22 protein-coding genes are annotated in these 19,907 nt (G+C 62.6%); 10 read left to right on the forward strand and 12 right to left on the reverse strand.

Annotated elements, in window-relative coordinates; translation table 11 throughout:
* The first annotated feature begins 55 nt into the window (after positions 1-55).
* A complete protein-coding gene (locus AC1DXU_RS16565) occupies positions 56-1,408 on the forward strand; it encodes a formimidoylglutamate deiminase (RefSeq protein WP_477370266.1) in 1,353 nt (450 codons plus the stop codon).
* Positions 1,405-2,145 (forward strand): histidine utilization repressor, encoded by a 741-nt coding sequence (gene hutC / locus AC1DXU_RS16570; RefSeq protein WP_477370269.1) that lies wholly within the window; start codon positions 1,405-1,407, stop codon positions 2,143-2,145. Before AC1DXU_RS16565 ends, hutC begins: the two co-directional genes overlap by 4 nt.
* A gap of 193 nt (positions 2,146-2,338) precedes the next feature.
* Here hutC and AC1DXU_RS16575 read toward each other — a convergent pair whose 3' ends face one another.
* Complete coding sequence (locus AC1DXU_RS16575; protein WP_112392605.1) at positions 2,339-2,683, reverse strand: RidA family protein; 345 nt, start codon at positions 2,681-2,683, stop codon at positions 2,339-2,341.
* A 228-nt stretch (positions 2,684-2,911) separates the two neighbouring features.
* Between AC1DXU_RS16575 and aztA the strand changes: the two genes are divergently transcribed.
* From aztA to AC1DXU_RS16595, 4 genes are all read left to right on the forward strand, one after another.
* A complete protein-coding gene (aztA, locus tag AC1DXU_RS16580) occupies positions 2,912-3,736 on the forward strand; it encodes a zinc ABC transporter ATP-binding protein AztA (protein WP_477370272.1) in 825 nt (274 codons plus the stop codon).
* On the forward strand, positions 3,736-4,611 hold the full coding sequence (aztB, locus tag AC1DXU_RS16585) for a zinc ABC transporter permease AztB (protein ID WP_477370275.1): 876 nt from the start codon (positions 3,736-3,738) through the stop codon (positions 4,609-4,611). The genes aztA and aztB overlap by 1 nt, the downstream gene beginning before the upstream one ends.
* A gap of 27 nt (positions 4,612-4,638) precedes the next feature.
* The gene (gene aztC / locus AC1DXU_RS16590; RefSeq protein WP_477370278.1) at positions 4,639-5,580 is read left to right on the forward strand and encodes a zinc ABC transporter substrate-binding protein AztC; all 942 of its coding nucleotides are present in this window, start codon (positions 4,639-4,641) and stop codon (positions 5,578-5,580) included.
* Positions 5,581-5,726: 146 nt separating this feature from the next.
* Positions 5,727-6,065, forward strand: a complete 339-nt coding sequence (locus AC1DXU_RS16595; protein WP_477370281.1) for a protein tyrosine phosphatase family protein — start codon at positions 5,727-5,729, stop codon at positions 6,063-6,065.
* Positions 6,066-6,301: 236 nt separating this feature from the next.
* Here the strand turns inward: AC1DXU_RS16595 and AC1DXU_RS16600 are convergent, their stop codons facing one another.
* Positions 6,302-6,769: an Lrp/AsnC family transcriptional regulator gene (locus tag AC1DXU_RS16600; RefSeq protein WP_477242734.1), complete on the reverse strand. Its 468-nt coding sequence runs from the start codon at positions 6,767-6,769 to the stop codon at positions 6,302-6,304.
* A 140-nt stretch (positions 6,770-6,909) separates the two neighbouring features.
* Between AC1DXU_RS16600 and hppD the strand changes: the two genes are divergently transcribed.
* Complete coding sequence (gene hppD, locus AC1DXU_RS16605) at positions 6,910-8,025, forward strand: 4-hydroxyphenylpyruvate dioxygenase (protein ID WP_477370284.1); 1,116 nt, start codon at positions 6,910-6,912, stop codon at positions 8,023-8,025.
* A gap of 83 nt (positions 8,026-8,108) precedes the next feature.
* Here the strand turns inward: hppD and AC1DXU_RS16610 are convergent, their stop codons facing one another.
* The 5 genes from AC1DXU_RS16610 to hmgA are packed head-to-tail and all read right to left on the reverse strand — an operon-like array spanning position 8,109 to position 12,165.
* Entirely contained in the window at positions 8,109-8,645 is a 537-nt protein-coding gene (locus tag AC1DXU_RS16610; RefSeq protein ID WP_477370286.1) for a DinB family protein, read from the reverse strand.
* Positions 8,642-8,938, reverse strand: coding sequence for a hypothetical protein (locus AC1DXU_RS16615; protein ID WP_477370289.1), 297 nt, complete (start codon positions 8,936-8,938; stop codon positions 8,642-8,644). The genes AC1DXU_RS16610 and AC1DXU_RS16615 overlap by 4 nt, the downstream gene beginning before the upstream one ends.
* A gap of 4 nt (positions 8,939-8,942) precedes the next feature.
* Positions 8,943-9,956, reverse strand: a complete 1,014-nt coding sequence (locus AC1DXU_RS16620) for a fumarylacetoacetate hydrolase family protein (RefSeq protein ID WP_477370292.1) — start codon at positions 9,954-9,956, stop codon at positions 8,943-8,945.
* Positions 9,953-10,840, reverse strand: a complete 888-nt coding sequence (locus AC1DXU_RS16625; protein ID WP_477370396.1) for an MBL fold metallo-hydrolase — start codon at positions 10,838-10,840, stop codon at positions 9,953-9,955. Before AC1DXU_RS16625 ends, AC1DXU_RS16620 begins: the two co-directional genes overlap by 4 nt.
* An 11-nt stretch (positions 10,841-10,851) precedes the next feature.
* Positions 10,852-12,165 carry a homogentisate 1,2-dioxygenase gene (hmgA, locus tag AC1DXU_RS16630; protein ID WP_477370295.1) on the reverse strand — a complete coding sequence of 438 codons (1,314 nt, stop codon included), beginning with the start codon at positions 12,163-12,165 and terminating at the stop codon, positions 10,852-10,854.
* A gap of 76 nt (positions 12,166-12,241) precedes the next feature.
* Between hmgA and AC1DXU_RS16635 the strand changes: the two genes are divergently transcribed.
* Positions 12,242-12,709 (forward strand): MarR family winged helix-turn-helix transcriptional regulator, encoded by a 468-nt coding sequence (locus tag AC1DXU_RS16635; protein WP_477370298.1) that lies wholly within the window; start codon positions 12,242-12,244, stop codon positions 12,707-12,709.
* Here the strand turns inward: AC1DXU_RS16635 and AC1DXU_RS16640 are convergent.
* From AC1DXU_RS16640 to AC1DXU_RS16650, 3 genes are read right to left on the reverse strand one after another with little or no spacing between them, the layout of a single operon-like run.
* Entirely contained in the window at positions 12,706-13,020 is a 315-nt protein-coding gene (locus AC1DXU_RS16640) for a hypothetical protein (protein WP_477370301.1), read from the reverse strand. The two genes, AC1DXU_RS16635 and AC1DXU_RS16640, sit on opposite strands and share 4 nt — an antisense overlap.
* Before the next feature lie 46 nt (positions 13,021-13,066).
* Positions 13,067-14,101: an L-threonine 3-dehydrogenase gene (gene tdh, locus AC1DXU_RS16645; RefSeq protein ID WP_477320265.1), complete on the reverse strand. Its 1,035-nt coding sequence runs from the start codon at positions 14,099-14,101 to the stop codon at positions 13,067-13,069.
* A gap of 52 nt (positions 14,102-14,153) precedes the next feature.
* On the reverse strand, positions 14,154-15,341 hold the full coding sequence (locus AC1DXU_RS16650) for a glycine C-acetyltransferase (protein WP_477370304.1): 1,188 nt from the start codon (positions 15,339-15,341) through the stop codon (positions 14,154-14,156).
* Positions 15,342-15,652: 311 nt separating this feature from the next.
* Between AC1DXU_RS16650 and AC1DXU_RS16655 the strand changes: the two genes are divergently transcribed.
* Complete coding sequence (locus AC1DXU_RS16655; protein WP_477320261.1) at positions 15,653-17,728, forward strand: putative bifunctional diguanylate cyclase/phosphodiesterase; 2,076 nt, start codon at positions 15,653-15,655, stop codon at positions 17,726-17,728.
* A gap of 155 nt (positions 17,729-17,883) precedes the next feature.
* Here AC1DXU_RS16655 and AC1DXU_RS16660 read toward each other — a convergent pair whose 3' ends face one another.
* Entirely contained in the window at positions 17,884-18,318 is a 435-nt protein-coding gene (locus tag AC1DXU_RS16660; protein WP_477320259.1) for a MarR family winged helix-turn-helix transcriptional regulator, read from the reverse strand.
* 116 nt (positions 18,319-18,434) lie between these two features.
* On the opposite strand from AC1DXU_RS16660, the gene AC1DXU_RS16665 reads away from it, so the two are divergent.
* Entirely contained in the window at positions 18,435-18,842 is a 408-nt protein-coding gene (locus AC1DXU_RS16665) for a hypothetical protein (RefSeq protein ID WP_477320257.1), read from the forward strand.
* Positions 18,843-19,029: 187 nt separating this feature from the next.
* On the opposite strand, the gene AC1DXU_RS16670 is transcribed toward AC1DXU_RS16665, so the two are convergent.
* The gene (locus tag AC1DXU_RS16670; RefSeq protein WP_477370307.1) at positions 19,030-19,767 is read right to left on the reverse strand and encodes a hypothetical protein; all 738 of its coding nucleotides are present in this window, start codon (positions 19,765-19,767) and stop codon (positions 19,030-19,032) included.
* Positions 19,768-19,907 lie beyond the last annotated feature (140 nt).

Consider the following 19,907-nt stretch of genomic DNA (forward strand, 5'->3'; position numbering starts at 1 on the left):
TAAAACGCACTGCAAGTGCTATCATCGCATGAGACACAGAGAACCGGAGAGAAAAGTGACGGCGATCTTTGCGGAACAGGCGTTCTTGCCTGACGGTTGGCATGACAAGGTGCGGATCGTCGTCACCGATGGTGGGGTCACCGCGGTCGAGCCGGGCTCCTCGCCGCAGGCGGGCGATGAGCGGCACGCCATTCTTCTCCCCGGCATGCCGAACCTGCACAGCCACGCCTTCCAGCGCGGCATGGCCGGCCTTGCCGAATTGCGCGGCCCTTCCGCTGACAGTTTCTGGAGCTGGCGCGAGGTGATGTACCGTTTCGCGCTGTCGATGACGCCGGACCAGGTGGAGGCAGTTGCCGCCCAACTCTATGTCGAGATGCTGGAGGCCGGTTTTTCGCGCGTCGGCGAATTTCACTATCTCCATCACGACCGCGATGGAAAACCCTACGCCAACATCGCCGAGATGGCCGAGCGCATTGCCGCTGCCGCATCCGAAACCGGCGTTGGCCTGACGCTGCTGCCGGTGTTTTACGCGCATTCGTCCTTTGGCGGTGCTGCCCCAAATGAAGGCCAGCGGCGATTCATCAACGATGTGAATCGCTTCGGACGACTGCTTGAGAAAGCCCGCGAATCGGTTCGCGCGTTGAATCACGCTGTCGTCGGCGTTGCCCCGCACAGTTTGCGCGCCGCAACGCCGGATGAACTCGCCGCTGTGACCGCGATGGCGCCCGATGGGCCGATCCATATCCACGTCGCCGAGCAGGTCAAGGAAGTCGAAGATTGCCTGGCCTGGTCCGGCGCACGACCGGTCGAATGGCTGCTCGCCAACGCCAAAATCGACCAGCGCTGGTGCCTGATCCACGCCACCCATATGACCGACGCGGAAACGACTGGCATAGCCAAAAGCGGCGCCATCGCCGGCCTCTGCCCGATCACCGAGGCCAATCTCGGCGACGGCACCTTTGCGGCACCTTTGTTCACGCAGCATGGCGGCCGCTTCGGTATCGGCTCCGATTCCAACGTGCTGATCGGCCTGCCCGACGAATTGCGGCAGCTCGAATATTCGCAGCGTCTCGCCCATCGAGCCCGCAACGTGCTGGCGGTGGCCGGCGGCTCGACCGGGCGCGCGCTGTTCGATGCGGCACTCGATGGCGGTAGTGCGGCGCTGGGCGCCGGTCCGTCGCAGATCGCTGTCAGTGCTTCGGCCGATTTTGTATCGCTGGATGGCAACCATCCCTCGCTGACCGGCAAGAGCGGCGATGCCGTGCTCGACGCCTGGATTTTTGCCAATGGCAGCAAGGTCGATTGCGTTTGGGTGCATGGGAAAAAACAGGTCAGCGGCGGCAGGCATGCAAGGCGCGATGCCGTTGCCGCGCGTTTTCGCAAGGTGATGACGGACCTGGCGGCATGAGCATGATCGCGACAGTGGATGCGGAGGGCGGCGGCTCGCTGCACCAGCGCATCCTGTCCGACATCAGCGAAAAAATCCTGTCCGGCGCCTGGGCGCCCGGCCACCGCATCCCGTTCGAGCATGAGCTGACGGCGGAGTACAATTGCTCACGCATGACGGTGAACAAGGCGCTGTCGCAACTGGCCAAGGCCGGGCTGATCGAGCGGCGGCGTCGCTCTGGCAGTTTTGTCCGCCAGCCGCAGTCGCAGGCCGCGGTGCTGGAAATCCACGACATCCGGATCGAAGTCGAGGCGCTCGGCCTGCCCTACCGCTATGAGCGGGTGGCGCGGCTGAAACGGCGCAGCAGCACCGATGATCGAGGCTTGCTGGAACTCGGCGCCGCAGGGCCGGTGCTGGCGCTGGAATGCCGGCATTTCGCCGGCAAGCGGCCGTTCGCCCACGAACAGCGGCTGATCAATCTGGCAGCGGTGCCTGAAGCAGTGGGCGAAGAGTTTCTCACCACCGCCCCCGGCCCATGGCTGATTGGCCGCGTGCCATGGAGCGCCGCCGAACACCGCATCCGCGCCATTGCCGCCGACAGGCACATTGCGGCGGCACTGGATATAGAAGCCGGCGCGCCGTGCCTGGTGGTCGAGCGCAGGACATGGAGCGCCGAGCACCCGGTGACCCATGTCCGCTTCACCTACGCTGCCGAGAGCCACACGCTGGTGGCAAGGTTCACGCCCTCGCAGGGATGACTGATCTCCCCCCTCTCGTGGGGGAGATGTCCGGCAGGACAGAGGGGGTGCCGTAGAGCGCCGCCTCTTGATTTTGCCTTCCTTGGAATTTTCTGACATGGCGCCGGTTGGCTGCAAGGCTGGCGGGACAGCGCCCCCCTCTGCCTTGCCAGGCATCTCCCCCACGAGGGGGGAGATTGGCAGTTTCAACGCCTCAGATCGCCGCCGTAACGATAATCTCGACGGTGTATTCCGGGCCGGCGAGCTTGGCTTCGCCGGTGGCGCGGGCGGGCGTGTTGCCCTGCGGCACCCACTTGTCCCATTCCTTGTTCATCTCGGCGAAGGTGCCCATGTCGGCCAGCCAGATGATCGCCTGCAGGATCTTGGTCTTGTCGGTGCCGGCCTTGGCCAGCAATTCGTCGATGGAAGCCAGGATCGACTTGGTCTGCTCGCCAACGCTTGCGCCGGGCGTGCCGACCTGACCGGCGAGATAGACGGTGTTGCCGTGGATGACGATCTGGCTCATGCGCGGGCCAACATCGATGCGACGAATGCTCATGGGATGTTTCCTTCCTTTTGTCGGTTGCGCCTCTTTAGAGTCGCCGCCGGTTTCGGGCAAGGTCGCCCACGCGAATCCTTTTGAGCCAACGCGTCTTCAAAAGAGCCACACGGCAAGTTGACCGCTACGCCGCAATTCCGCCGGATTGGCTTGTTGACTAATGTAATAACATCACATATCCAATCGGCCGCTGCCCAAGCCGCCCGTATCGCCCCCACGGATCGTCGAATGACAACAAACTGCCTGACATTCCGCGACCTGACGCTTGGCTATGGCAGCCACCCGGCGATCCATCATCTCGACGGCACCATCCGCAAGGGATCGCTGACGGCTGTCGTCGGCGCCAATGGCTCGGGAAAGTCGACCCTGATGAAGGGCATTGTCGGCGTGCTGAAGCCGATGGCGGGCAGCGTGGTTCGCGCGCCCGGCGTCCGCGCCGCCTATCTGCCGCAGCAGTCGGAGCTCGACCGCTCCTTCCCTGCCCGCGTCGTCGATCTGGTTTCGCTGGGCCTGTGGCCACGACGCGGCCTGCTCGGCCGCTACACCAAGGAAGATCGCGACTCGGTCAGCCAGGCGCTGATGGCTGTTGGCCTCGGCGGCTTCGAAAAGCGCCCGATCGACACGCTGTCGGGCGGTCAGCTGCAGCGTACGCTGTTTGCCCGCGTGCTGTTGCAGGATGCCGACCTGATCCTGCTCGACGAACCGTTCAACGCCGTCGACAGCAAGACCGTCGGCGACCTGATCGCCCTGATCAAGCGGTGGCATGGCGAGGAACGCACCATCATGGTCGTCGTGCACGACCTCGACCTTGTGCGGCAGAATTTCCCGGAAACGCTGCTTTTGGCGCGCCAGCCTATCGCCTGGGGCGAAACAAGGGAAACGCTGCGGCCGGAAAACCTGCTGCGCGCCCGCCGCTTCCATGAAGCCTGGGAGGAAAACGCGCCGTGGTGCGAGCCGGACGGCCATGACCACGCGCATGATCACAGCGGCCACGATCATGCCCATGGGCACGACCATGACCATCATCACGGCTCCGGGCCGAGGGCTGCCTGATGGACATGCTCTACGGATTTTTCATCGCGCCCTTCGCCGATTTCGGCTTCATGCAGCGGGCGCTGTTCGGTTCACTGATGCTGTCGCTCGGCGCCTGCCCAGTTGGCGTGTTCCTGATGCTGCGGCGCATGAGCCTGTCCGGCGATGCGATGGCCCATGCCATCCTGCCCGGTGCTGCCGCCGGCTTTCTGCTCTATGGCCTGGAAATCCTGCCGATGACCATTGGCGGCCTGATTGCCGGCATCATCGTCGCGCTCGGCGCGGGTGCGGTCTCGCGTTTTACCATCCAGCGCGAAGACGCCTCGATGGCGGCCTTCTACCTGATCTCGTTGGCCATCGGCGTGCTGATGGTGTCAGTCCGCGGCTCCAGCGTCGATCTCATGCATGTGCTGTTCGGCACCGTTCTAGCGCTCAACAATGAAGCGCTGACGCTGATCGGCGGCATCGTGCTGCTCACGCTGGTCAGCCTCGCCATCTTCTGGCGCGCTCTGGTCGCCGAATGCCTCGACCCGCTGTTCCTGCGCTCGGTCAGCCGGCTCGGCAGCCCGGTGCATTTCATCTTCCTCGGCCTCGTCGTGCTCAACCTCGTCGGCGGCTTTCAGGCGCTCGGCACGCTTCTCTCGGTCGGGCTGATGATGCTGCCGGCCGCCGCCGCCCGCTTCTGGACGACACGCGTCGAGCCGATGTGCGTGCTGGCGGTGCTGATCGGCTTTGCCTCCTGCATTGCCGGGCTGCTTTTGTCCTATCACGCCTCGCTGCCATCCGGCCCGGCGATCATCCTGTCCGCCGGCGTCGTCTATTTCGCCTCGATCCTGTTTGGCGCGCGCGGCATTTTGCGCGCCCGCATCGTCCACCACCGTCACAGAACGGCCTGATCCCCCCGCCCCTTAGGAGAATTGTCCATGCTGAAATCGATCCGTGCTGCTTTGGCGATGAGCGTTATAACATTAACTGCCTTTGGCGCCTCGTCAGCCTTTGCGGCACCGCTCAAAGTGGTGGCCAGCTTCACCGTCATTGCCGATTTCGCCAAAAATGTCGGCGGCGACCGGGTCAACATCACCACCATCGTCGGGCCAGATGGCGACGCCCATGTCTACGAACCGAGCCCGGCCGACGCGGTGGCGATGGCCGGAGCCGATCTGGTGCTGGTCAACGGCCTGCATTTCGAAGGCTTTCTGCAGCGCCTGGTCGATGCCAGCGCCACCAAGGCCTCGATTGTCACCTTGACCAAGGGCGTGACGCCGATCGACTTCAAACCCGAATTCGCCGATGCCGACGCAGGCGAAGGTGCCGGCACCGGCGGTGGCAAGACGGTCACCGATCCGCATGCCTTCCAGTCGATCGCCAATGCGAAGATCTATGTGAAGAACATCGCCGAGGCCTTTTGCGCCGCCGATTCCGCAGGCTGCGTCAGTTACCAGACCAATGCCGCCGCCTACACCAAGAAGCTCGATGCGGTCGAAGGCGAAGTGAAAGCGGCGATCGCCTCGATCCCTGAGGAAAAGCGCGTCGTCATCACCTCGCACGACGCCTTCGGCTATTTCGAGCACGCATACGGCCTGACCTTCCTTGCCCCGCAAGGCGTGTCGACCGACTCCGAGCCTTCGGCCGCCGACGTCGCCAAGCTGGTCAACCAGGTCAAACAGGACAAGGCCGCGGCGATCTTCGTCGAGAACATCACCAACCCGCGGCTGATCGAGCAGATCGCCAGCGAGACCGGCATCAAGGTCGGCGGCACGCTGTATTCGGATGCGCTGTCGCAGCCCGACGGCCCGGCCGCGACCTATATCGACATGATGCACAACAACATCGCCCAGATCAAAGGCGCCATCCTCGGCAGCTGATTGATACTAGCCATCCAGCCGGGCCAGCCCGGCTGGATTTTCCGGCGGAAATGTCTATCTGCAAGGTGGGATTTCTTTCTGCGCGGTTGCCGATCCCGTCAGGGAGTGGCAAGACTCCCGCCAAACCAGATTGCGAGGATGCCGCCATGGAATATCGTGAGATCAGCGAGGACTATTCTGTCTCGGGCCAGATCCAGCCCGAAGACGTCGCCGCCATCAAGGAAGCCGGCTTCAAGAGCGTCATCTGCAACCGGCCCGACAACGAGCAGCCTGGTCAGCCCTCGGCCGACACGCTCAAGGCAGCGGTGGAAGCCGCCGGCCTCGCCTTTCGCTTCATCCCCGTCATCAGCGGCCAGATCACCGCCGAGAATGTCGAGGACCAGGCCGAGGCGCTCGAAGAGCTCGATGGGCCGGTGTTCGCTTATTGTCGTTCCGGCGCGCGCTGCACCAATCTTTACGGGTTGATCCAGCAGTCGAAGGGGTGAGCGCACTGCCCGACCTGGGGCAGTCCGCAGGTTGGTGATCCTTCGCACCCCCTCTGTCCTACCGGACATCTCCCCCGCAAGGGGGGAGATCGGATGCTGTCGCGACTTTCGCCAATCTCCATCGTCGCAGACCGGGCGGTGCGGCCAGAACTGGCAATCTCCCTCCTTGCGGGGGAGATGGCCGGCGGGCCAGAGGGGGTGCTGTCCCGCCAGCGTATCCTGCAAATCTGTTGAAACTAAATCGGCAGCGCGCCGGTTTCCTTGAGCGTCTCCAGCACGATCGCCGTCTTCACATGCTGCACGGATTCGTGCGGCAAGAGCACGCCGTTGACGAATTCCGACAGCGACTTCAGGTCGGGCGTCACCACTTTCAGGATATAGTCCATCTCACCGGTCAGCGCGTGCGCTTCCTGCACCTCCGGCAGCCGCGCCAGCAATTCGCCGAAGCGCCTGGCATTGTCGCGGTTGTGGGTGGCCAATGTCACCGAGATGACATTGACCAGCGAAAAGCCGAGCTTGTCGCGGTCGAGCACCGCCCGGTAGCCTTTGATGTAGCCGTCTTCCTCGAGCCGCTGGCGGCGGCGTGAGCATTGCGAGGCCGACAGGTTCACCCGCTCCGACAGGTCGTTGTTGGTCAGCCGCGCGTCGCCCTGTAGAAGCGCCATTATCTTGCGGTCGAACTGGTCGATGCGCGTCTCATCCATGGTTTTTGATCCATCGGTGCACAAATCACGCATGATCTGATCATTTCAAGCGCTTGAATGCAAGCACTGTGCAGCCGCTTCGCGCTATGATTGCTCATGCGTGGTCCACCGCGGCCACCGCCAGCTTTTGGAGCAATGCCATGGGTCCCTTCCCACACGACGCACCGCCCGCAAAGATCAGCGCCGCCAACCCGGCCGGTACCGACGGTTTCGAATTCGTCGAGTTCGCGCATCCGGAGCCGGATAAGCTCGCCGACCTGTTCACCCGCATGGGCTATGTCGCGGTGGCCAAGCACCGCAGCAAGGCCATCACCATCTGGCGCCAGGGCGACATCAACTATGTCGTCAATGCCGAGCCGGGCTCGCATGCGATGAAGTTCGTCGACAAGCACGGGCCTTGCGCGGCCTCGATGGCCTGGCGGGTGGTCGATGCCAAGCATGCCTTCGACCATGCCGTCGCCAAGGGCGCTGTGCCCTATGAAGGCGCCGACAAGGCGCTGGATGTGCCGGCTATCGTCGGGATCGGCGGCTCGCTGCTCTATTTCGTCGAGAGCTACGGCAAGAAGGGTTCGGCCTATGATGCCGAATTCGACTGGCTCGGCGCGCGCGACCCGCGGCCGGAAGGTGTCGGCTTCTATTATCTCGACCACCTCACCCACAATGTCTACCGCGGCCAGATGGACAAATGGTGGGCGTTCTACCGCGAGCTGTTCGGCTTCAAGCAGATTCATTTCTTCGATATTGACGGCAAGATCACCGGCCTGGTCAGCCGCGCCATCACCTCGCCTTGCGGCAAGATCCGCATTCCGCTCAACGAATCCAAGGACGAGACCAGCCAGATCGCCGAATATCTGAAGAAGTACAATGGCGAAGGCATCCAGCACATCGCCGTCGGCACCGACGAAATCTACGCCGCCACCGACCGGCTGGCGACCAACGGGCTGAAGTTCATGCCCGGCCCGCCCGAAACCTACTACGACATGTCGTATGCCAGGGTGAACGGCCATGACGAGCCGATCGAGCGGATGAAGAAGCACGGCATCCTCATCGACGGCGAAGGCGTGGTCGACGGCGGCATGACCAAGATCCTGCTGCAGATATTTTCCAAAACCGTGATCGGCCCGATCTTCTTCGAGTTCATCCAGAGGAAGGGCGACGAAGGCTTTGGCGAAGGCAATTTCCGCGCGCTGTTCGAATCGATCGAGCAGGACCAGATTAAGCGTGGCGTGATCAAGGTGGACGGCAAGGCGGCTTAACACCGCCCAAATTACCAACGTCGAGCTGCCCCTCACCTGCCTGCCGGGCAATGAGGGGCGGCGCCAATATCGGGATTGGTCGATCACAATCCCAGCCGCGCGACCTCTTCCCGCCTCACCTTCAAATCATAATCGAGCAGGAACTCGTCCAACTGCGGCGGCGCGACCGAGGTGCCCGACAGCATCGCGTGCACCTGGCCGCGATGATGAATGTCGTGCAGGAAGACGTGGGCGAGGATGTCGCCGATCTTTTCGGGGATCATGCCGTCCTGGCGGCGGTCGGTGATGACGCGGCGGTCGAGATCGGCCTCCGACAGCTTTTCGCAAAAGGCAATCAGGCGCCGGTCGGCCGCGACCTGGGCGGCAAACAGCGCCTCACGCTCATCGAATGGCACGTAGTCGTCATAGGCGGCCGCGCCGATGCCGCCCTCTTCGAGAAAATCCAGATAGAGATGATCGACCGCCAGGATGTGATTGAGCGTTGCCTTGATCGACGGGAAGAAGCTCGTGCGTTCGGCTTCGAATTCACCGGGCTTGAGCTGGAGCACGGCGCGGTAAAGCCGGTCGTTCGACCAGAGATTGTTGCCGGCCATGCGGCGCAGATGATCGAGCAGGGTCACGAATTCATTCGTCTGACGAGGCCAATGCCGGCCGCCATGACCGCGAAGCCGGCAAGAACGATCAGCAAGAGCCTGTTCATGCGCTGGCGCAGCGCTTGTGTTTCCTCATCCCGTGCCACATTCGTGTTGGTGATGGTGTGGAACATCATCGCCTTGCGCGGGAAGCCGCTTCGGTTGGTCAGATCAGGCGAGCGCGCCTCGATGCGGTAGCTCAGCCGGATCGCCAGGATGAAGACCAGCAGAATCCCAAGCGCCCAGACACCGCACAGAAGATAGAACGTCTCGCCTGTCATTGGCTTACCCCTCGTATTTTTCGACCTTCTGTTCGATGGCGCCGAAGATCGAGTTTCCGCTTCTGTTCTTCATCTCGATGCGCACCGTATCGCCAAAGTGAAGGAACGGCGTTTTGGGTTCGCCTGATTCAATGGTCTCGATCATGCGCAGTTCGGCGATGCAGGAATAGCCGGCGCCGCCTGCCGAGACCAGTTTTCCCGGTCCGCCATCGAGCTTGTTGGAGACGGTGCCCGAGCCGATGATGGTACCGGCAGCCAGCGGTCGTGTCCGGGCGGCATGCACGATCAGCACCGGAAAATCGAAGGTCATGTCGACGCCGGCATTGGCGCGACCGAACGGCTTGCCGTTGAGATCGGCGAGCAGCGGCAGGCTGATCTTGCCGCCATCCCAGGCGTCGCCGAGTTCATCCGGCGTCACCGCGACCGGAGAAAAGGCCGAGGAAGGCTTTGACTGGAAGAAGCCGAAGCCTTTCGCCAGTTCCGGCCCGGTCAACGCGCGCAATGTGACGTCATTGACCAACATCAGCAGCCGGATCGCGGCGCGTGCCTGTTCGATACTGGCGCCCATCGGCACGTCATCGACGATAGCGGCGACCTCTGCCTCCATGTCGATGCCATAGGCCTCGTCGGCCATGCGGATGGGATCGCGCGGCGCAATGAAGGAGTCGGAACCGCCCTGGTAGATCAACGGGTCGGTCCAGAAGCTCGCCGGCATTTCGACGCCACGCGCTTTTCGCACCAGCTCGACATGGTTCACATAGGCCGAGCCATCGGCCCATTGATAGGCGCGCGGCAGTGGGGAATGGGCGTCATGCTCGTGAAAGCGGGCCGAGGGCACCGCATTGTTTTCCAGCGACTCCGCGATCGTCGCCAGATGCGGCGAAATCCTGCGCCAGTCGTCGAGTGCCGCCTGCAGCGTTCGCGCCAGGAACGAGGCGTCGGTGAAGCGCGTCAGGTCGCGCGAGACGACGGCGAGTTTTCCGTCGCGCGTCCCGTCCTTCAATGTGGCAAGCTTCATGCGGTTTCCTCTCCTCGTGCAGCTTTGGCGCTGCTTAACTCCACAACAAGGCCGTCGCGGGCGATCGTCAAGTCGCCGGCCCATGTTTTCCTGACAGCGGTGGTCCAGTCGGCTTCGCCGATCTCGGCATCGTCGGCCGGGATGAGGTGATTGAGCACCAATCTCTTCACGCCGGCATCGCTGGCGATGCGACCGGCTTCCGCGGCAAAACTGTGGCTGGCGAGCAGATGTTCTTTCAGCCGCGCGCCATTGCCGGTCTTGGCGACCAGGCGCTCGATGCCTTGTTCGAGCATGGCCTCGTGGACGAGGATGTCGGCGCCCCTAGCGAAATCGGACAGCGGCGGAAAGAACGCGGTGTCGGCGGAGAAGACGACGCTTTTGCCCGCATGGTCGAAGCGCAAGGCAAAGCAGTCGGTCACCGGCGGATGGTCGACGCGCAGCGCCGAAACCTTCAACCCACCCTCCTCGATCACCTTGCCTTCGCCGAGTTCGACGATCGAAACCATGTCCCTGATGTCAGGCCGGCCTTCGTCGACGATGCGGGTGTCGATGTCGAATTCCATCGTTTGGGCAAAGCGCTGCCAGTAGTGCCAGGTGCCGGGCGGCCCGAACACCGTCACCGGCGTCGCCAGCCCCGCCGTCCAGGCGGTGTGGATCAGCGGCCCCAGTTCCAGAACGTGGTCTGAATGCAGGTGGGTGATGAAGATCAGGTCGAGCGCCTTCAGGCTGACGCCGGTATCGGCCAGCCCGCGCGTCACGCCCAGTCCGCAATCGACGACGATGCTGCGGCCGCCGAATTCCAGCAGCGACGAACTCGGCCACGGCCCGCCCGGCCGGATCGCCGGGCCGCCCTTGGAGCCGAGAAGCACCAGCCGGTTTCCCACCAAATGGGCGCTCAAGACCAGTCGCCCTCGGGCGTGCCGTTGAAACGCTTCTTCAAATCGGCCCAGCAGTCGATGTAATTGTCCTGGCGGGTTTCCAGCTCGGCGCCGTAGCGGGTCAGCATCTGCGGGTAGCGGGTCTCGAACATGAAGGCCATGGTGTTGTCGAGCTTGACCGGTTTCAGCTCGACTTTCGAGGCTTTTTCGAAGCCTGAGGCATCAGGCCCATGCGCCAGCATCAGATTGTGCAGGCTGATGCCGCCAGGCACGAAGCCCTCCTCCTTGGCATCGTACTGGCCATGGATCAGGCCCATGAACTCGCTCATGATGTTGCGGTGGTACCAGGGCGGCCGGAACGTGTCCTCGGCCACCAGCCAACGCGGTGGGAAGATGACGAAATCGATGTTGGCCGTGCCCTCCTCGCCGCTCGGCGCAGTCAGCACGGTGAAGATCGACGGATCGGGATGGTCGAACAGCAATGCGCCGACCGGCGAAAACGTCGCCAGATTATATTTGTAGGGCGCGTAATTGCCGTGCCAGGCCACCACGTCCAACGGCGAATGGCCGATCTCGGTGACATGGAAATTGCCGCACCATTTCACGATCAGCCGGCACGACGTTTCCTTTTCCTCGAACCAGGCGCAAGGGGTCTTGAAATCGCGTGGATTGGCGAGGCAATTGGCGCCGATCGGACCACGGTCGGGCAGCGTCAGCTTGGCGCCGTAGTTTTCGCAGACATAGCCGCGCACTTCGGCATCGAACAGTTCGACCTTGAAGACGAGGCCGCGCGGCAGCACGGCGATCTCGCCGGGCCTGAGCTCAATGACGCCCATCTCGGTGACAAAGCGCAAGGCGCCGACCTGCGGCACGATCAGCAACTCGCCATCGGCGTTGAAGAAATGATCGTCGACCATCGAGCGGTTGGCGACATAGACATGGGCCGCCATGCCGCTCTGCCCCAATACGTCACCAGCGGTGGTGATCGAGCGCATGCCGGCGATGAAGTCGGTCGGCTCGCTCGGCATCGGCACCGGGTTCCAGCGGTATTGGCCGAGCGCCAGTTCGTGGTCGCCGACATTGGGGGCGGTCTTCCACAGCGGATAATTGGCAGCCTTGAAACGGCCGGTGTGTTTTACGCTCGGCCGGATCCGGTAGAGCCAGGAGCGCTCATTGGTGCCGCGCGGCGCGGTGAAGGGCGAGCCAGAAAGCTGTTCGGCATAAAGCCCGTAGGCCGGCCGTTGCGGCGAGTTCCGCCCCTGCGGCAGCGAACCCGGCAGCGTTTCGGTTTCGAAGTCATTGCCGAAGCCCGGCATGTAGGAAAAGGCCACGGTATCCTCCCGGATTGACCAAACTGGTTTCATTTGTAACCATCGAAAATGTAACCATCAATGGCGACTTTGAAAAATGGCAACCATGGGCGAAGCTTCCGACGAGCCTGACATTCTCAATCTGGAGAACTTCCTGCCCTACAGGCTCTATCGGCTTGCTGACGCCGTCAGCCGCGAATTCTCGCGCGTCTACAAGGAGCGCCACGGCCTGACCCGGCCCGAATGGCGCACCCTTTCCGGACTCGGCCAGCGCGGCACCATGACCGCGACGGCTCTCGGCGAGCAGTCGGCCATGCACAAGACCAAGGTCTCGCGCGCCGTCGCCGAGCTTGAACGGCGGCGCTGGCTGACGCGCAGGCCTGATGAGAACGACCGCCGCGTCGAACATTTGACGCTGACCAAAGCGGGACTGGCCGCCTATCGCGAGATGGTGCCGCTGGCGAAGGCGTTCGAGCGGGAATTGCTGGCTAGGCTAAGCACCAACGAGCGCGCCGCAATCGCCGGCGGGGTGACCGCGCTGGAATCGGTGCTGAACAAGGGTTAGGTCCCTGAGTCTTCCGAAAACAGCAACGTGGATCGGCTACCGACGCCAATGTGCAAACGACCGCTCGAATGATTATATCGCAAGTGGCTTAAGAATGGTGCGGCCAGTCCATTCGGCAATGTGCCACTGCTGACCATCGTGTCTATTTCAACGATGGTCTTAATCAGCACCTTCTCGATTTCTGTCGTTCGGCGACTGCGTTCAGAAAACAGCGATCGTTCCAGCAAATCCGGCCGGCGTTGGGCAACTTCCATGAATATCGCCCTCATGTCGTCGTGTGACCGGCCATCCAGCCGTTCCAGTGCGACCACGAGTGGCTCAAGTAGTTGGTGACGCCTCACAACAGTGCCTCGGCGCCTACCAGTCCATCACCACCTTGCCCGAACTGCCGCTCCGCATCGCGTCGAAGCCGGTCTGGAAATCGTCGATGCCGATGCGGTGCGTGATCAGGCCGGTCACGTCGAGCGGGCCTTGCACCAGGGCGATCATCTTGTACCAGGTCTCGAACATCTCGCGCCCGTAAATGCCCTTGAGATGCAGCATCTTGAAGATGACCTTGTTCCAGTCGATCTCGAAGCCGGTCGGCGCGATGCCTAAAATGGCGATCTTGCCGCCATTGTTCATGGTGTCGATCATGTCGCGGAAGGCGGGCGCGGCGCCCGACATTTCCAGGCCGACGTCAAAACCCTCGGTCATGCCGAGCGCCGGCATGACATCCCTAAGCCTTTCCTTGGAGGCATCGACGACATGCTGGACGCCGAGCTTCTTGGCCAGTGCCAGCCGCACCGGATTGATGTCGGTGATGACCACTTTTCTGGCGCCGACACACTGCGCCACCAGCGCGCCCATGATGCCGATCGGCCCGGCGCCGGTGACCAGTACGTCCTCGCCGACCAGATCGAAGGACAATGCCGTGTGGACGGCATTGCCCAGGGGATCGAAGATCGCGGCGATCTCGTCCGGCACATTGTCGGGGATCGGCACGACATTGTGCTGCGGGATCGCCAGATACTCGCCAAAGGCGCCGGGACGGTTGACGCCGACGCCGAGCGTGTTGCGGCAGAGATGCCCTCGCCCAGCGCGGCAGTTGCGGCAATGGCCGCAGACGATGTGGCCTTCGCCGGAAACGCGCTGGCCGACCTTGTACTCGGTCACCGCCGCGCCGAAATCCGCGACCGTGCCGACGAATTCATGGCCGGTCACCATCGGCACCGGCACCGTCTTCTGCGCCCACTGGTCCCAATTGTAGATGTGGACGTCGGTGCCACAGATCGCGGTTTTCTTCACCTTGATCAGCACGTCGTTGGGGCCGATTTCCGGCACCGGCACCTCCTCCATCCAGATGCCCGGTTCGGCCTTGGCCTTGACCAGCGCCTTCATCATGTTCGACATGCTTTTGTCCCTTGAATCTCTTGATCCGGAATCGCTTTTCGATTTCGGCCTTTCAGGAAATGACCCCGAGTTCGCGGCCGACGGCGGCAAACGCCTCGACCGCGCGGTCAATGTCGGCGCTGGAGTGCGCTGCCGACATCTGCGTGCGGATGCGCGCCTGGCCTTTCGGCACCACCGGGAAGGAAAAGCCGATGACATAGATGCCGCGCTTCAGCATGCGCGTCGCCATCTCCTGCGCCAGCGTCGCGTCACCCAGCATCACCGGGATGATCGGATGATCGGCGCCAGCCAGCGTAAAGCCGAGCTTCCCCATCTCTGACCGAAACCGCGCGGCATTGTCGTAGAGCTTCTTGCGCAAACCATCACCGTCCTTGACCAGTTCGAACACCTTGATCGAGGCGCCGGCGATCGCCGGCATCAGCGTGTTGGAGAACAGATACGGCCGCGAGCGCTGGCGCAGCCAGTCGACCACCTGGCTTTTGCCCGATGTGTAGCCGCCGGACGCGCCGCCGAGCGCCTTGCCAAGCGTGCCGGTGATGATGTCGACCCTGCCCTCGACGCCGCAATGCTCGGCCGAGCCGCGGCCGTTTGCGCCGACGAAGCCGACAGCGTGGCTGTCATCGACCATCACCATCGCACCGTATTTGTCGGCGAGATCGCACACGCCCTTCAGATTGGCGATGATGCCGTCCATGGAAAACACGCCGTCGGTGGCGATCAACCGGAAGCGGCAGTCCTTCGCCTCCTTCAGCCGCGCTTCCAGATCGGCCATGTCGTTGTTGGCGTAGCGAAAGCGTTTTGCCTTCGATAGCCGCACGCCGTCGATGATCGAAGCGTGATTCAGCGCATCGGAGATGATCGCATCCTCTTCGCCGAGCAGCGTTTCGAACAGTCCGCCATTGGCGTCGAAGCAGGAGCCGTAGAGGATGGTGTCATCCATGCCGAGGAACGAAGAAATCGTCGATTCGAGCTGCTTGTGCTCCTCCTGCGTGCCGCAGATGAAGCGCACCGACGCCATGCCGTAGCCGTAGCGGTCGAGCGCTTGCTTGGCGGCATTGCGCAAATCGGCGCTGTCGGCGAGGCCGAGATAGTTGTTGGCGCAGAAGTTCAGCACCTTGTCGCCGCCGACCTCGATCTCGGCTGACTGTGTCGAGGTGATCACCCGCTCGGATTTGTAGAGCCCGGCCGATTTCAGCCCAGCGAGCTCGCTGTCGATATGGGAGAGGAATGAAGCGGTCATGATCGGGCCCTTTTGAGAGTGCGCAGGACTGTCGCCCCGCCGGTGCGAAAAATCCATCGCAAAAGCGACCGCTTCGGTGGCACGGCCAAAGCTCAACCGCAACGCGAAGCAACCACATGGCCAGCATTCTGGGGTAGCATAGGGCCAAATGCAGCGCAGCCGTGAAAGCACATGATAACCATTTCCGCAGCTTTCCTCGACAGCTTCGCTGGCCAGCGCGGCGGCTTCCGTACCTGTTAACCCTTTCACGCCAATGGTTTTCTCGCCCGGAACCTATGGCAGGAATCCGTTGACCGGAGGGTCACCCAGAAATGTCGCAGCAGCCAGTGCATAGCGTTTCGCGCAAGCTGATTATGGTGATCAAGAGCGGCTACTGGCTGGCGCTGATTATCATCGCGGCCATGGTGATGGCCTCCTTCATCCTGCTGCAGCAGATGATGGCGGCCCAGCAGCACAATCATACGCTGCTCGATATCGTCAGCACCGAGAAAGCGCTGTCGCAGCGCATCGTCTTCCTTGCCAGCGCAACAGGCGCCGCCTCACGCGACAAGCAGCCGGCGCTGGTTAGCGCGCTCAAGCAGGCGACCGTGGAATTCGAGACGAATTACGATCTCCTGCTCGAACAGACGGGGGCCGATCCGCTGTCGCCGGCACGGTCCGATCCAAAATCGATCGAGAACGTGCTCTACACCAAGCCGTTTCACCTCGATTATTTCTCGGTCGGGCTCATCGCCAATAGCCAACGGCTGATCTCGTCGTTTGAATCCCAGCTCACCTTGGCCAGCAATGGCGGCTACAAGGGCGGCGGCGAGCGCGTCAATCTCGACGCCTCCGTCGCCAACGCGACGCTGTCCGGCTATGCGGCCCTCGGCCAGCGCATCAGCGCCTATGCCGACGAGCGGTCGGAAAAGCTCCTCGATCTCCACCGCACGCTGTTCTACTCCACCATCGGCGTCATCGTGCTGGTGGCGCTGTTCATCTTCCGGCCGATGTCGAAAGCTATTTTGCGCAAGACGCATGAACTGGTCGATGCGCGCAATTCGATGGCCTTCATCGCCGTGCATGACGGGCTGACCGGCCTGCACAACCGTACCTTCCTGACCGATCATTTCGAGACACTGATCAAGGGCGCGCATCGACGGCGCGAGCGCCTGGCGGTGATCCAGCTCGACCTCGACCGGTTCAAGCAGATCAACGACACGCTCGGCCACGCAGCCGGCGACTATGTGCTGGTCGTCACCGCGCAACGCATGCGAGACGCCTGTCGGGCTTCGGATCTGTGCGCGCGTCTCGGCGGCGACGAGTTCGTGATGATCCTCAATGGCGCCGGCGGCACCGAAGACATCAACATGGTCGCCAGGCGCATCCTGGAACAGATCAACGAGCCGATCACCTTCCAGGGCACGACCATCCTTCCGGGCGCCAGCGCCGGCATTGCCGTCTATCCGATCGACGCCGACAATGCGCAGGATCTGCTCGTCCACGCCGATCTAGCGCTTTATTCGGCCAAGAAGCTCGGTGGTGGCAGCTTCTCTTTCTTCTCCGAGGAATTGCGGCGCGAGCTCGACTATCGCAAGCAGCTCGAGCACGACATCAAGGTCGCCATTTCGGAGAGTGCCTTCCAGGTCTATTTCCAGCCACAGGTTTCGCTGACCGACGGCACGATCAGCGGCATCGAGGCGCTGGTGCGCTGGAAGCATGCCGAACGCGGCATGATCGCACCGGGCGAATTCATTCCGGTCGCCGAAAAATGCGGCTTCATGCCGGAGATAGGCCGCATCGTCATCGCCAAGGCGATCAACGAGGCAGCCGAATGGGACCGTGCCGGCATTGCTTTCGGGCGTCTTGCCGTCAACGTCTCCGGCACCGAACTGCGTGAGCCCGATTTCGACCGGTTCCTGTTCGCCACGCTGGAGAAGGCAGGGCTGGCACCGCAGAAACTGTCGCTCGAAATCGTCGAATCCGTCATTCTCGACGACGAGAAGACCGGGATCGCGGCGAAGCTGCGGCACATCCGTGCGGCCGGCGTCCACCTCGAACTCGACGATTTCGGCACCGGCTACGCCTCGCTCAGCCACGTCAACCCGAACGAGATCGACCGGCTGAAGATCGACCGCCGCTTCGTCCAGAACATCAACGAGAACGGCGACAACACCAAGATCGTGCGCGCCATCACCGAACTTGCGCGCGGCCTCGGCATCTCGATTGTCGCCGAGGGTGCGGAAACCGAAGCCGAGCTCGATTCGCTGATGGCGATCGGCTGCGACCAGGTGCAGGGCTATTCCATCGCCTTCCCGATGCCGCAGGACAAGGCGCGCGAATGGCTGGTGGCCCGCGCCCCGAAAAAAAAGGCCAAGCTGAAGGTGCTGCAGGGCAGCCTGGCTTAGGGTGTATTGATAATCAGGTGAGGCCGGCCTGCAAATAGCCGACACCTGCGCTTCCGGTGCTCACGTACTGCAGTACGCTCCGCTCCGGTTCTCGGCATCGGCCATTTCGGCTCGGCCTGACCTGAATCTCAACACACCCTGGAGCATAGCGCGGGTCATTTCGCCTGCGCGACGTTGGCCCGAAGTGCTGCCAGCATCTCGGCGAATTCCGCCAGCCGGTCCTCCGGCAATCCCGCCCGCAGTCGCTTGTCGAAAGCGAGCGCGGCCGTCCGCAGCCTCTCGAACATCGCCTCTCCGGCCGCGGTCAGTTCGACCAGATGAACCCGTCGGTTCGCAGGATCGCGGCGCCGTAGCAGCAGGCCTTGCGTCTCCATCGCGTTGAGATGGTGGGTCAGTGTGGCGCCCTGGATGCCGATCATGCCGGCCAGCTCGCGCTGGTTGGCCAGTTCCCGCGACTTGACCGAAAGCAGAGTGAGCCAGACCGGCAGCGTGCCGCCGGCCTCGACCAAGGCAGCGTCGAAGGCCTGGGCGACAAGCTTGGCGGTGCGGCCGAGATTCATGCCGACTGGCGGGCGGTCAAAAGGCGTCATGAGCAGACACTAGAACAATGGATATGCGGATGGAACTGGCCCGGTCACAAACATTGACATCTAATCATTAGATATCTAACTTTGTGGTCTGCAGCAGGTAAAAGAGGAATGCGGTCATGCAATATGTCTATATCGTCGTTCTCGGTCTTCATGTCATGGCCGGCGTGTTCTGGGCCGGCACGACCATCACGCTGGCCCGCGACCCCGACATAAGGGCGGAGCGCTTCATCCAGCCGCAAATGGGCGCGGCCGGCATGGTTTTCCTGACCGGCGCGCTGCTTTGGTATTTCTTCCACGGCGCTTATTTCGGCTCGATGGAGCGGGTGCTGGCGCTGGGCATCGTCACCGCCTTTGCGGCCGCCGGCGTTCTCAGCGCCCTGGTTCGCCCCGCCAGCCGACAGCTTGCCGGCGCGGATGCGGCGACCGAAGCGCAGCTGCGCACGAGAATGGCCAGGGGCGAACGCATTGCCGCCGGGCTGCTGGCCATCACCGTGCTCTGCATGGCCGTGGCCAGAATGTTTTGAGCGGCGCTGCCGCAGTCGCAGCTCAAAGGGTCGTACGCTGCCGGCGACACGTCGGCGACGTGCGCGGCGCGCAGACCGGACCGACGTGCCTGATGGCTCTCCGTACGGCGGTTCGGCTGCGCGCCACCAAATTCGGACGGCAAAGGACACGAATTCGTTGTGTCGCACGAGGCATTGGCAACGTGCCCTAAAGCACCTCGACCGAACCGCCGCGCCAATGTTCCCAGCGCAGCTTGATATATGTGCGCAAGTTCGGCGCGATTCGAAAACCTTTCAGCTTGGCGTCCTGCAGCGCGGCCGCCCACGCCTGCGTCTGGTAAAGGCTGCCATAGGTTTCTATCGTCGTGGCCAGACTCTCACGACCCAAGCGCCTGGCCAGTATGGCACAGGCCTCGATCCGCGCCTCTATCGATTGGCCGTATTTGGGAGCAAATGCCATTCCCCCGTCCGCCATGTCATCGACCTCGTGCGCAAGCCGCAGAAACAGAATGTCCTCGTCACCCGCCGGCACACCTTCCGTCACAAGGCGCTCTGGGTCTCCGGTGTCGAACTTCATTGCGTCAACCCGTGCCACAAGATTTTCCACTGTCGGTCCGAGCTTTTGCTGCAGCCACTTCCGGTGCGTATCGCTGCGCCGGCTGGATCTGCCGTCCGGATATTGTGCGCTGTCATAGGCGGCGTGAAACATCCCCGCGATGACAAGATCGAGGTTTCTATCGAAATGCGCGACCGATGAAGCAGCACCCACCGCATGGCAGATGAAAGGCCGCGCCGTCTTGCGGTAGCGGCCGTTGAACATGGCGCAACCGACACGGTAAGCGTTCTGGACGCGGAGGATATCGGCGACCGGGTGCCCAAGCTCGTAAAGCTGCATATAGAGCGCCGTGTTGGTCTGGCGCGGAACGAACAGTTCTTCTTTGGTCAAATTGGCCCCCCGACTTCGTTTGACGTGCCGTCAACTTCTCGCTGCGGAAGCGATCGGCGTCGGGATTCCTGTACAGAATTGTGTCTGCTCTTCCCGCCTGGATCAGCCGGATCGCGGAAAGTTACCAATATGACCGGACA

Source organism: Mesorhizobium sp. P3_A10, from assembly GCF_056403175.1.

What these genes read in the sequence shown, in the direction of transcription:
- tdh (WP_477320265.1), bottom strand. Translation starts at nt 14,101, where the DNA reads ATGTCGAACATGATGAAGGCGCTGGTCAAGGCCAAGGCCGAACCGGGC.
- hutC (WP_477370269.1), top strand. Translation starts at nt 1,405, where the DNA reads ATGAGCATGATCGCGACAGTGGATGCGGAGGGCGGCGGCTCGCTGCAC.
- AC1DXU_RS16655 (WP_477320261.1), top strand. Translation starts at nt 15,653, where the DNA reads ATGTCGCAGCAGCCAGTGCATAGCGTTTCGCGCAAGCTGATTATGGTG.
- aztC (WP_477370278.1), top strand. Translation starts at nt 4,639, where the DNA reads ATGCTGAAATCGATCCGTGCTGCTTTGGCGATGAGCGTTATAACATTA.
- AC1DXU_RS16595 (WP_477370281.1), top strand. Translation starts at nt 5,727, where the DNA reads ATGGAATATCGTGAGATCAGCGAGGACTATTCTGTCTCGGGCCAGATC.
- aztA (WP_477370272.1), top strand. Translation starts at nt 2,912, where the DNA reads ATGACAACAAACTGCCTGACATTCCGCGACCTGACGCTTGGCTATGGC.
- AC1DXU_RS16615 (WP_477370289.1), bottom strand. Translation starts at nt 8,938, where the DNA reads ATGACAGGCGAGACGTTCTATCTTCTGTGCGGTGTCTGGGCGCTTGGG.
- hppD (WP_477370284.1), top strand. Translation starts at nt 6,910, where the DNA reads ATGGGTCCCTTCCCACACGACGCACCGCCCGCAAAGATCAGCGCCGCC.
- AC1DXU_RS16620 (WP_477370292.1), bottom strand. Translation starts at nt 9,956, where the DNA reads ATGAAGCTTGCCACATTGAAGGACGGGACGCGCGACGGAAAACTCGCC.
- aztB (WP_477370275.1), top strand. Translation starts at nt 3,736, where the DNA reads ATGGACATGCTCTACGGATTTTTCATCGCGCCCTTCGCCGATTTCGGC.
- AC1DXU_RS16650 (WP_477370304.1), bottom strand. Translation starts at nt 15,341, where the DNA reads ATGACCGCTTCATTCCTCTCCCATATCGACAGCGAGCTCGCTGGGCTG.
- AC1DXU_RS16575 (WP_112392605.1), bottom strand. Translation starts at nt 2,683, where the DNA reads ATGAGCATTCGTCGCATCGATGTTGGCCCGCGCATGAGCCAGATCGTC.
- AC1DXU_RS16635 (WP_477370298.1), top strand. Translation starts at nt 12,242, where the DNA reads ATGGCAACCATGGGCGAAGCTTCCGACGAGCCTGACATTCTCAATCTG.
- AC1DXU_RS16600 (WP_477242734.1), bottom strand. Translation starts at nt 6,769, where the DNA reads ATGGATGAGACGCGCATCGACCAGTTCGACCGCAAGATAATGGCGCTT.
- AC1DXU_RS16665 (WP_477320257.1), top strand. Translation starts at nt 18,435, where the DNA reads ATGCAATATGTCTATATCGTCGTTCTCGGTCTTCATGTCATGGCCGGC.
- AC1DXU_RS16660 (WP_477320259.1), bottom strand. Translation starts at nt 18,318, where the DNA reads ATGACGCCTTTTGACCGCCCGCCAGTCGGCATGAATCTCGGCCGCACC.